This window comes from Paraburkholderia hiiakae (assembly GCF_904848665.1).
Lineage (GTDB): Bacteria > Pseudomonadota > Gammaproteobacteria > Burkholderiales > Burkholderiaceae > Paraburkholderia > Paraburkholderia hiiakae.
On record NZ_CAJHCQ010000032.1, the window covers coordinates 63,546 to 74,643 of the forward strand.

Below are 11,098 nucleotides of genomic sequence, written 5' to 3' on the forward strand. Positions count from 1 at the left end.
GTCTCGCGAGGAGGTTAAAGCGCAGGTCGTTTGCCGCCTGTGCGTTGATTGAAGTCTCGCGTCTGGTGCTTCATGCGTCAAATCGATCTAAAATTGAACCTCACATAAACGCGGCTGATAAAACCATGCCATCACTCGACAACGTCGATCTCAACTTGCTGCGGGTCTTTCAGGCCATCGTCGAGGAGCGCAGCCTCACGAAGGCGGGCGAGCGGCTCGCGCTCTCGCAGCCCGCCATCAGCTATTCGCTCTCGCGCCTGCGCTCGTTGTTCGACGATCCGCTCTTCATCCGCACGCGCGCGGGCATGCAGCCCACGCCTATCGCGTTGGAGCTGGCTTCGATCGTCGGCCGCGCGCTCGACACCGTGCGCGAGGCGCTGCGCTATGCCGAGCGCTTCGACCCCGCGGTGAGCACGCGCACGTTCAGGCTCTCGCTTTCGGATGCGGGGGAAATGGCTTACCTGCCGTCGATTTGCGAGGCGCTTCATCGTGAAGCGCCGAAGATCAAGGTGTGTGTCGAGCCGCTGCCCGTGGAAGAGATCGAGGATGCGCTGCGTTCGAGCCGCCTCGACTTCGCGATCGGCAATTTGCCCGAGCTGACCTCGCGCACGCGCCATCAGTTGCTGTTCGAAGAGACCTATGTGTGTATGACGCGCCGCAGGCGCGGCTTGCCGCGCGGCGAGACGCTGAGCCTCGCGCAGTTCGTCGAGGCCTCGCATGTGCAGGTGAGGTCCGTCGAGCACAGCCATCACGCGCTGGACGACGCGCTGCGCTCGCAGGGCGTGGGCAGAAATATCGCGCTGGAATTGCCGCACTTCGTCGCGCTGCCAGGCGTGCTCGCCGTCACCGACCTGTACGCGACGCTGCCGCGCCGTCTCGCGCACATCTTCAACGCGGACGGACGTTTCCACATCTACGCGCTGCCCGTGATCATGCCGGTCGCGGCAGTGACCATGCACTGGCATGAGCACTTCCACGACGACGAAGGCACTACGTGGATGCGCGAGTTGATTCAGGGCATCATGCAGCGGTTCGACAAGGAGAAGCGCTGAACACGGCGATGCTCAGAGATCGAGCACAAGAACCGGCGAACGCGAGCGCGAAATGCAGCAGCAAATGACCTTGTTGCTTGCGCGCTCGGCCTTGCTCAGACAGTGGTCGCGATGTTCGGGCTCGCCCGTCACGACGTCGACCATGCAAGTGCCGCATACGCCTTCTCCGCACGACGTATCGACCTCGATGCCGATGGTTGCGAGCGCATCGACTATTGACGCGTTCTTTTCCACGCGCACGGTTTGTCCCGTGCTGGCCACCTGCACGTCGAATGCGTCGAGCGCTGCACCGTTCGCGGGCGCCGCGGGCTCTGCCGCGAAACGTTCGAGATGGATCGCGTCGTCGGGCAGGCGCTGTTCGGCCACCGCGACCACGCGCTCCATGAAGGCGGAAGGCCCGCACGTATAAACGTGCGTGCCCGTCTCAGCCGTGGCGAGACACCAGGCGAGTGCGCCGTCCAGCGCGTCGGGCTCCACGCCGTAGTGCAGCTTCACGTAAGGCGCAAATGGCGCGCGCGCGAGCAGCGGCAGGAACGCAGCGTGTTCCGCGCTGCGCGCGAAGTAGTGCAATTCGAAGGGCGCATTCTGCTTGATGAGGCGATACGCCATCGACAGAAGCGGTGTGATGCCGATGCCCGCGCCAATCAGCACGTGCCGCTGCGCTCCGGGTGCAAGCTGGAACAGGTTGCGCGGCGCGCCGACCGCTAGCTCGCTACCGACCGCCACGTCGTCGTGCAACGAACTGGAACCGCCGCGCGACGCACTCTCGCGCTTCACGGCGAAGCGCTGTACGTCGCGCTGGTCCGGGTCGCCACAGAGCGAGTACTGACGCGTGACGCCGGACGGTGCCGTGACGTCGATATGCGCGCCCGGTTCGTAAGCGTCGAACGGCTTGCCGTCGAGGCGCGAAATGCTGAACGAGCGAATGCCCTGTGCTTCGTCGCACAAGGCGTCGACGCGAACCTTGAATGAAGTGGCTTGCATGATGAGGCCGATCGCTGAAATAGCGGTAGTTTCTGGATGCTGGACTGAATGGATCATTCGCGCGCGATGCGCGAGGGGTTGAACCGAGCATACGGCCGCCCGGTCAATCGGGCAAATCGATAAAAAATGGCCTCCCGCATCAATACCATTGATAATACGGGCGCGGGAGACGCATGTTCATCTCAGGCGCGCGTGGCGCTTAACGTCACGGCCGTTGCGTCTTGCGGGTCGATGTGTGCCTCTGCGCTCTGCGCGTGCGCGTCCTCGCGCGCTAGGCTCAGGCGGAACTGTCGGCAGCCGAAGGCGAGCAGCACGGTCGCGAGCAGCGCCGCGACGAGACTCACGATCGACATCGATTGTCCAACTGCAAGCGGCGAACCGAACACCTTGTCGGTCAACAACGCGACGAGCGTCGTGCCAATGCCAAGGCCGATCAGGTTCGACACGAGCAGGAACACGGCGGAGATCTGCGCGCGCATCTGGTTCGGCGCGAGCGTTTGCATCGCGGCGGTCGAAGTCGGCATCGGGAACGAAGCGAAGAACATCGCGATCACGAGCAGCGTGAGCGAGCCGCCAAGGCTGTTCACCTGCGTGAAGGCGGCGGCGGGCAGCGCCATTGCCGCTGCGCCGATACAGCCCGCAAGCATGGGGCCGTCGCTGCGGCCGCGGCGCAGCAACCAGTCGTTGAGCCAGCCGCCGCAGAACACGCCGGTCGTGTTGGCCACGAGCAGGATCGTGCCGAGCGTATAGCCCGCCTCCACCGGCGACATGGCGAAGCGGCGGATATAGAACGCCGGCGTCCAACTCATGAGGCAGAACAGCGTCATGGCGTAGAACGAGAAGCCGACGTAGTGGCAAAAAAACGTTTTGCCATGCGAGCGGATGAAGCGCGCGGAATCGGCAAGCGAAACACGCCGCGCATTGCCGCTCGCGTCCTGCACGAGCCCCTTGCGCTGCGGGTCGCGCACCGTGAGGATGAAGACGAGGCCCACGAGAAGACCGGGCAGTCCCACGAGAAAGAACGTGACCTGCCAGCCATGCACTGCACCGACGACAGGCAGCGTGACCATCGAAGCCTGCTTGAGCAGCGCGATCACATAGCCGCCGATCAAAAACGCAATGCCGCCGCCAATGAACGAGCCCAGCGAATAGACACCTGCCGCCCGGCCGAGTTTCTCCTTGGGGAAGTAGTCGGCGAGCATGGAGTAGGTGCCCGGCGAGAGCGAAGCTTCGCCCACGCCCACGCTCATGCGCGCAAGAAACATGTGAAAAAAGTTCTGGCTGATACCGCAAGCCGCCGTAGCGACGCTCCAGAGCGCGATGCCGGTAGCGATGATACGGGGCCGCGCGAAGCGGTCGGCGAGATACGCGAGAGGAATGCCCATCACGGCATAAAAGAGCGAGAACGCGAAGCCGTGCACGAGGCTGAACTGCGTATCCGTGAGGTGCAGGTCGCGCTTGATCGGCTCGATCATGAGCGCCAGCACCTGGCGGTCGACGAAGGAAAAGACATAGGCAAGCATGCAGATCAGCACTACGTACCACTCATAGGTGTAGCGTCTGGCGCTTTTTGCGCTGGCTGGCGCGCTGGCGGGGGTGGGGGTCATGGCGTATCTCCGATGTGTCGGTCGTGTGGTCTCAGGTGCATGCACTCTGGTGGACCAGCGTACGCAAACAAATTTCGCAGACATAGGCGCAAGTTTCCCAGGCGCCTGCTCGCAACTACCGAGCGGTCTAAAGAAATCACGAGGGGCGTCCCCGGGAAATCGCGTACCGACGTGGGCTGGAGGCTGCACTTTCCGTGTGCCGCCGCGTTCATGAACGAGATCTATAAGTGATATATGGCCCGCTTGATCGACGCCGGATATTGGTCTTTCTAGACTCGCCCCGATTCCTCATGACTCGCGGGACGACAACAATGACCAACTGGAAGTGGTGTATTTCAATCGTGGGCATGGCGGCGGTGCCCGCGCTCGCGCAATCGAGCCTCACGCTTTATGGCCGTATCGACACGTCGATCGAATATGCGAACTTCGGGCCGAACCACGTGGTGCGCATGGGCACGGGCAATCTCTTCGCCACGCAATGGGGCTTGAAGGGCGTGGAGGATCTCGGCGGCGGCTATGCCACGATCTTCAAGCTCGAAAACGGCTTCAATTCGGCTACGGGCGCGATCAGCGGCAACGGCTCCCTGTTTGGCCGCGAAGCATGGGTCGGGCTCATCGGGCCTTTTGGCGGCCTGCAGGCCGGCGAGACGTACACGATTCTCCATACATCGTTCGTGACCTACAGTTTGCCTGGATATGGCGCGGGTCTCGCGTGGGGCAACGCGTCGAACAACTTCGTCCAGCCCTGGTTCCTGCGTACGAGCAATACGCTGCGCTACACGTCACCACGCTTTGGCGGGTTGCTAGTGCGCGCCACTGCTTCGCGCGGCGCGAACGGCGCGAGCAACGTGCCTTCGACACTCGGCGACACCTATGGCGCCGGAATCAATTACGCGAACGGGCCGCTTTCGATCGACGTCGACTACATGCAGCAGAAGTTCAGCACGGCAACAGCCGCGACGCTCTCGCCAACGAGTCCCACCGGCACCGGCAATTACGCGCTCGGCGCGATCTCGTACGATTTCGGCTTCGTGAAGCCCGCGTTCATCTATTTGCGGCACCGTGGCGGCCCCGACGTGACGACGGCGGTGGCGAGCGCGTATTCGAACCCGCACAACGACTTTTTCGAATTGAACGCGACGGTACCGATTGGCCGCGCGTCGCTGCTCGTGAGCTACGGTCATTATCACAAGATCGCGGACAGCGAAGGCAATGCCGATTCATATGGCCTGCGCCTCGACTATCCGCTCTCGAAACGCACCGTGCTCTACACGGGCGCGGCGATGGTCCACAACGGCGAGCATGCCGCGTTCTCAATCAACGGCGCGGGCGGCGGCGCGGTGCCGGTGGGCAAGCCGGGCGCCACCGCAAGCTCGATCGTGGCGGGCATTCTCACGTCGTTCTAAACGAGCCGCTCGCCTTCATGCGTTGAAGGCGGGCGGCCGGAGACTGGGCGGAATCGCGAGCCAGCTGTCGTACGGCTCGCGCGTGCCGATGCGGAATAGCTCCATCAATAGCGCGCGCAGCCAGCGATGGCCCGGATCGGCGTCGAAGCGACGATGCCAGTATGCGTTGACAGGCCACGTCGACGCATTGGCGATCTCGAACGCGGCCATCTCGCCGAGCGGAGCGAATGCGCGCGCAACGGTTCGCGGCAGGATGAGCGCGTAGTCGCAGCGATAGAGTATGGCCGGCACGACCATGAAGTTCGGCACGGCTACCCGGACACGCGAAGTGAGCCCGTGTTGTTCGAGCAGCGCCATCGACTGCGGGTGCGAGCTCACCGAGATGAACTGCAACGCGGGCGGCACGGTTGTATCGAGCACGAAATGCTCGTCGAGTCCGCAACGCTCGGCCACGCGGCGCGCCATCATCAGGACGTAGCGCTCCTGCAGCAGTTCGCTGCGATGGAAATGCGTGAATGCATGGGGAAAGTGGCCCATTGCAAAGTCGATGCGGCCTGACTCCACCGCCACGTTGAACTGGTTTTCCTCGATATGCAGCGTCTCGACCACGACGCCGGGCGCGCGCTCGTCGAGTTCACGCATCAAGGTGGGCAGGAACGCACTCTCCGCGAAATCGCTCATGTGCAGCCGAAAGGTGCGGCGCGATGTGGCGGGCGAGAACTGGGCGCCCTCGTCGAGCACGGCCTGCAGGATGGCGAGCGCGCGGTCGATCGAGGCCGCGAGACGCTGCGCGCGCGGCGTGGGTTCGACGCCGCCGCCCGTGCGCACGAAGAGGGCATCATGAAACAGGAGCCGCAGCCGGCCGAGCGCATGGCTCACGGAGGGCTGTGTGATGCCGAGACGCAGCGCCGCGCGCCCGACATGCTTCTCCGCGTAGACCGCATTGAAGGTCTTGAGCAGGTTCAAGTCGAGATCCTGCACGCGCAGCGCGTCGGTGGGCTCGTCGCCCGGTGGCGCAATGAAGTCGCTGGGGTTCGGCATGGGCGTGCGCTTTACTGGCCGCGCTTCGCGGTCGCGGAAGGCGGATAGCCGTAGCGCCGCGCATACGCCTTCGCGAAGTGGCCGAAGCTGTGCACGCCGTGCTCGAGCAGCACGTCGGTCACGCTGCGCTCGGGATCGGCTTTCAGCGCGCGATGCACCGCTTCGATACGCCGCTCACGGATATAGTCGGCAGGCGACTGGTCGAGAAACTGGCTGAAGCCATTTTGCAGCGTGCGGGGCGACACGCCCGCCACTTGGGCGAGCGTCGCGATGGAAAGCGTTTCGCCGAGATGCGCCGCGATATGGTCGCGTGCGCGTTTGACGTGCGCGGGCAGCGGCGGCTTCGCGCCGCGCGCGAGCGTCTCGCTGTACGAATGAGGTAGTTGCGTGAGCAACAGTGTGGCGAGCCACTGCGTGAGTTCGGGACCGAGCAGGCTGTCGCGCGCGCTCGGCTCGATCTGCTCGCACAGGGTGCACAAATACCGCAGCGTGGAATGAAACACGGCGGCTCCGCTGTGCGTGCGGCTAATGTCCAGTTCGAACACGAGCGGACGTCGCAGCGAGCTTTGCAGCATCTCGGCAAGCTTGATTTCGAGCGCAGCGCGATCGACGCGCAGCAGCAGGCTGCGGCATGCGGTGTCGGTGCGGATTCGGCTTTTACGTGACGGCGACGACACACTGAGGCTGCCCGCCGAAAGCGAGGCACGCTCATTGCCCGATTCCAGCTCGCAACGGCCCGCAAGCGTCGCGCGAAAGAGGTAATGATGGTCGAGTTCGCCCGCGTCGATATGTGTCTCGCGGCCGTAGCACAACTCGAGCAGGCTCGCGCGATGCATCGCGACGCCATACAGTTCCGCGTTCAACGGCTCGCGTCCCGACACCTCCATGCGGTGCTCGCAAAGTAGCTTCGCCACTTCGCGTTCGACATCCTCGCGCGCGCGCGAGGCGCCGAGCCGGTTGCTGTGTGTGCGGGGAATCGCTATTTCCATCGTTCAATGGCCTGGAAGTGACGGCAGAGTCGTTGTGCCTATGATCCGATGGTCAATAAGTCTGTGCAAGGACGGATTCACCCGCATACGCCGCGCGAATCCGTTGCCGGAGTTGAATAGCGTTTGCGCGTGTTGACGCGCAGCGCGCGAGCCGCCCCTTTAATCTCGACACTGACCAATGAAGCAAGCGATTGCACAAGGAGGCAGGACATGAAGGTTAGCGTACTGGGTGGCGGGCACGGGTGCTTTGCGGCGGCAATCGACATGCTCGAAAAGGGCCACGACGTGACGTGGTGGCGGCGCGATACGGCCGCATGCGCGCGTTTGCGCGAGCTCGGCGAACTGAACGTGAAGGACTGGCGCGGCAAGCGGCGGGTACCGGTTGGCGAGGCGCGCGGCGCGATACGCCTTGCCGACGATCTCGGCCGTGCGGTGCGCGAGGCGCGGCTCATCGTGATCCCGCTGCCGTCCACGACGCACGAATCGCTGGCAAGCCAGCTCGCGCCTCACCTGGCCGACGATCAAGTGGTCTTTCTGCCGCCGGGCACGTTCGGCAGCTACGTGTTCGCGAAGGCGATGGCCGATGCGGGCAACCGCGCGCGCGTCGCGTTCGCGGAAACGGGCACGCTGCCGTATCTCGTGCGGCGCCACGGCGAAAACGACGTGGTCATCAGTGCCTACGCCACACGCCTGCCGACCGGCGTGTTCCCCGCCAACGCGGCGCAATGGGCGTTCCCCGTGCTCAAGGAGGGCTACCCGAGCGTCGAGCCGATCGAGGACGCGCTAAGCGGTGCGCTCATGAACGCGGGGCCCGTGATCCACCCGCCGCTCATCATGATGAACGCAGGGCCGCTCGAGCATTTCGAGGCGTGGGATATTCACAACGAAGGCACGCAGCCGTCGATTCGCCGCGTGACGAATGCGCTCGACGCCGAGCGCATGGCGGTGCGCGAAGCGCTGGGATATGGTGCGCCGCATTTTCCGCTCGCCGACCACTATGCGAGCGAGGGCGACGAATGGATGTATGGGCGCGGCGCGCACGGCAAGCTCACGGACAGCGGCGACTGGCGCGAGTACATCGACCTGAAGGCGCACCGCTACATGCTGGAAGACACACGGCTCGGCCTCTCGTTCATCGTGTCGGTGGGGCGCTGGGCCGGGGTGCCGACACCCGTCGCCCAAGGACTGCTGAGCATAGCGAGCGCGGTTTCGGGACGCGACCTGTACAGCGAGGGTCGCACGCTCGAAAACCTCGGGCTGGCCTCACTTTCGCGCGAAGCGATGCGCGATCTGCTGGCACGGGGGCTCGCATGACGCACAGCGCCGCCGACGTAAAACGCGTCCACGTGCTCGGCGCGGGACGCATGGGGCAGGGCATCGCACTCGCGTTCGCGTTCGCCGGATTGCACGTGACGCTCATCGATTTCAAGGAGCGCAATGCACAGGCGCGCGCCGCATTCGCGGCGGCTGCGCGCGGCGAAATCGCGCGGCAATTGCTGACGCTGGTCGAGTCCGGACGCATCGACGCAAGCGGGGCCGATGAAGCACTCGCGCGTGTCGACGTGCTCGATCGCGTTGGCGCCGAGGCCACGCTTGCTGGCTGCAAGGTTGTGTTCGAGGCGGTACCCGAAGTGATGGCGGCCAAGGAGGCGGCGTTCGCATGGCTCTGCGCGCATGTCGATCATGCGGCAACGATCGCATCCACGACATCGACGTTTCTCGTCACCGATCTGCAAAAGGCGGTCACGCAACCGCAGCGGCTCGTCAACGCTCACTGGCTCAATCCTGCGCACCTGATGCCGCTCGTCGAGATCAGCCGAGGCAGCCTCACGGACGACGCGGTCGTCGCGCGGATAAAGGACCTGCTGCGGCGCGTGGGCAAGGTGCCGGTGGAATGCGCGCCGTCTGCCGGCTATATCGTGCCGCGCCTCCAGGCGCTCGTCATGAACGAGGCGGCGCGCATGGTGGAAGAGGGTGTGGCCAGCGCGCACGACATCGACATGGCCGTGCGTACGGGCTTTGGCCTGCGCTTTTCGATCCTCGGGTTGCTCGAGTTCATCGACTGGGGCGGCTGCGACATACTTTATTACGCGTCGCATTACCTCGCGAAGGAGATCGGTCAGCGCTTCGAACCGGCCGCCATCGTCACGCGGCATATGGAAGAAGGGCGCGACGGCATCCGCGACGGCAAGGGCTTCTACGACTACGCGGATGTTGAAGTGCCCGAGTACGTGAAGTGCAGGCTCGGCGAGTTTGGGCGATTGCTCGACCATCTCGGGCTTGCGCCGCACTATAACTCGGCAATTGCGCCATGAAAATCCATGAGGCGGATGATACTCGCCATATATGATTGATTTGACAGATGTGGCACCGGTCTTTAACTTCTGGCCTGAATCCCCACGCGTAGTTAATACGAAATCCTAATGACTTCCGCGACGATCGAACGTATTGAAACCCGCCTGGTAGATCTGCCGACGATTCGCCCTCACAAGCTATCGGTCGCCACGATGTACGGGCAAACCCTGATGCTGGTAAAGGTGTACTGCAGCGATGGCGTGACCGGCATCGGCGAAGGCACGACCATCGCCGGCATGGCGTACGGCCCCGAAAGCCCGGAAGCGATGAAACTGGCGATCGACGCCTACTTCGCCCCTGCGATGATCGGCCAGGACGCCACGCGCATCCAGGCGCTCATGGCGCACCTCGGCAAGCTCGTCAAGGTCAATCACTTCGCCAAGTGCGCGCTGGAAACCGCGCTGCTCGACGCGCAGGGCAAGCGCCTTGGCGTGCCGGTGAGCGAACTGCTGGGCGGCCGCCGCCGCGAACGCCTGCCGGTTGCCTGGACGCTGGCGTCGGGCGACACCGCAAAGGACATCGCCGAAGCCGAGGCCATGCTCGAAGTGCGCCGTCACAAGATCTTCAAGCTGAAGATCGGTGCGAAAGACCTGAAAACCGACATCAAGCACGTCGCCGAAATCAGGAAGGCGATGGGCGAGCGCGCCGCCGTGCGCGTGGACGTCAACATGGCGTGGAGCGAAACGCAGGCGGCGTGGGCGATTCCCGCGCTGGCCGACGCAGGTTGCGAACTGGTCGAACAGCCGGTCGCTTCACCCGCGGCGCTTGCGCGCCTCATGCGCCGTTTCCCGGTGGCGCTGATGGCCGACGAAATCCTGCAGGGGCCGGAAAGCGCGTTCGAGATCGCGAAGAACGAAGGCGCCGATGTGTTCGCCATCAAGATCGAACAAAGCGGTGGACTGTTCGCCGCGCAGCGCGTGGCCACGATCGCGGACGCCGCGGGTATCGAGCTGTACGGCGGCACGATGCTCGAAGGCGCGTTCAGCACGGTTGCCTCGGCGCACCTGTTCGCCAGCTTCGCCAACCTGCAGTGGGGCACCGAACTGTTCGGCCCCTTGCTGATCACCGAAGAGATTCTGACTACCCCGCTGGATTACAGCGACTTCGAGCTGACGGTGCCGAACGGGCCGGGCCTGGGCATCGAACTGGACGAAGCGAAGGTCAAGCGCTTCACCCGCGACGGCCTGATGAAAGTGACGAAGTAATCTGGACACCTGACAAACGGAATTTGACGATGCTTTTCCACGTACGAATGGATGTGAACATCCCGGCCGACATGCCAGCCAACGTCGCCGATCAAATCAAGGCGCGCGAAAAGGAGTATTCGCAGGAGCTGCAGCGCAGCGGCAAGTGGCGCCATATCTGGCGACTGGTGGGCGAGTACGCAAACTACAGCATTTTCGATGTAGAGAGCAATGCAGAGCTGCATGACATTCTCACCGCGTTGCCGCTTTTCCCGTACATGAAGATAACGGTGACGCCGTTGTGTCGCCACCCGTCCTCCATCAGGGACAACGACGCTTGAGCTGATTTCCCCCCCAATACCAGCAAGCACCAGCAAGCACCAGCAAGTATCAGGAGACAAATACCATGAGCGCAAAAGTATTCGAAACGAAGGACGTGCAGGACCTGCTGAAGGCCGCTGCGAATCTCAATGGCGGCAG

Annotated in this window: 10 protein-coding genes; 6 read left to right on the plus strand and 4 right to left on the minus strand. The window is 63.7% G+C overall.

Annotated features, from left to right (window positions below; all coding sequences use genetic code 11):
- Positions 1–125: 125 nt before the first annotated feature.
- Entirely contained in the window at positions 126–1,052 is a 927-nt protein-coding gene (locus JMY28_RS36385; protein ID WP_201700715.1) for a LysR family transcriptional regulator, read from the plus strand.
- A gap of 12 nt (positions 1,053–1,064) precedes the next feature.
- Here JMY28_RS36385 and JMY28_RS36390 read toward each other — a convergent pair whose 3' ends face one another.
- The gene (locus JMY28_RS36390; RefSeq protein ID WP_201700716.1) at positions 1,065–2,036 is read right to left on the minus strand and encodes a PDR/VanB family oxidoreductase; all 972 of its coding nucleotides are present in this window, start codon (positions 2,034–2,036) and stop codon (positions 1,065–1,067) included.
- A 182-nt stretch (positions 2,037–2,218) separates the two neighbouring features.
- Positions 2,219–3,643, minus strand: a complete 1,425-nt coding sequence (locus tag JMY28_RS36395) for a spinster family MFS transporter (protein WP_201700717.1) — start codon at positions 3,641–3,643, stop codon at positions 2,219–2,221.
- 311 nt (positions 3,644–3,954) lie between these two features.
- Here JMY28_RS36395 and JMY28_RS36400 point away from each other — a divergent pair, with 311 nt between their 5' ends.
- Entirely contained in the window at positions 3,955–5,049 is a 1,095-nt protein-coding gene (locus JMY28_RS36400) for a porin (protein WP_201700718.1), read from the plus strand.
- Positions 5,050–5,064: 15 nt separating this feature from the next.
- On the opposite strand, the gene JMY28_RS36405 is transcribed toward JMY28_RS36400, so the two are convergent.
- The gene (locus JMY28_RS36405; RefSeq protein ID WP_201700719.1) at positions 5,065–6,090 is read right to left on the minus strand and encodes a LysR family transcriptional regulator; all 1,026 of its coding nucleotides are present in this window, start codon (positions 6,088–6,090) and stop codon (positions 5,065–5,067) included.
- Positions 6,091–6,101: 11 nt separating this feature from the next.
- A complete protein-coding gene (locus tag JMY28_RS36410) occupies positions 6,102–7,079 on the minus strand; it encodes an AraC family transcriptional regulator (RefSeq protein WP_201700720.1) in 978 nt (325 codons plus the stop codon).
- A 210-nt stretch (positions 7,080–7,289) separates the two neighbouring features.
- Here JMY28_RS36410 and JMY28_RS36415 point away from each other — a divergent pair, with 210 nt between their 5' ends.
- The 4 genes from JMY28_RS36415 to catC all read left to right on the plus strand — a co-directional run bounded on the left by JMY28_RS36415 (position 7,290) and on the right by catC (position 10,959).
- Positions 7,290–8,393, plus strand: coding sequence for an NAD/NADP-dependent octopine/nopaline dehydrogenase family protein (locus tag JMY28_RS36415; RefSeq protein WP_201700721.1), 1,104 nt, complete (start codon positions 7,290–7,292; stop codon positions 8,391–8,393).
- Positions 8,390–9,394 carry a 3-hydroxybutyryl-CoA dehydrogenase gene (locus JMY28_RS36420; protein ID WP_201700722.1) on the plus strand — a complete coding sequence of 335 codons (1,005 nt, stop codon included), beginning with the start codon at positions 8,390–8,392 and terminating at the stop codon, positions 9,392–9,394. The genes JMY28_RS36415 and JMY28_RS36420 overlap by 4 nt, the downstream gene beginning before the upstream one ends.
- Positions 9,395–9,502: 108 nt before the next feature.
- Positions 9,503–10,639 (plus strand): muconate/chloromuconate family cycloisomerase, encoded by a 1,137-nt coding sequence (locus JMY28_RS36425; protein ID WP_201700723.1) that lies wholly within the window; start codon positions 9,503–9,505, stop codon positions 10,637–10,639.
- A gap of 29 nt (positions 10,640–10,668) precedes the next feature.
- Positions 10,669–10,959, plus strand: coding sequence for a muconolactone Delta-isomerase (gene catC / locus JMY28_RS36430; RefSeq protein ID WP_201700724.1), 291 nt, complete (start codon positions 10,669–10,671; stop codon positions 10,957–10,959).
- The last annotated feature ends 139 nt before the right edge of the window (positions 10,960–11,098 follow it).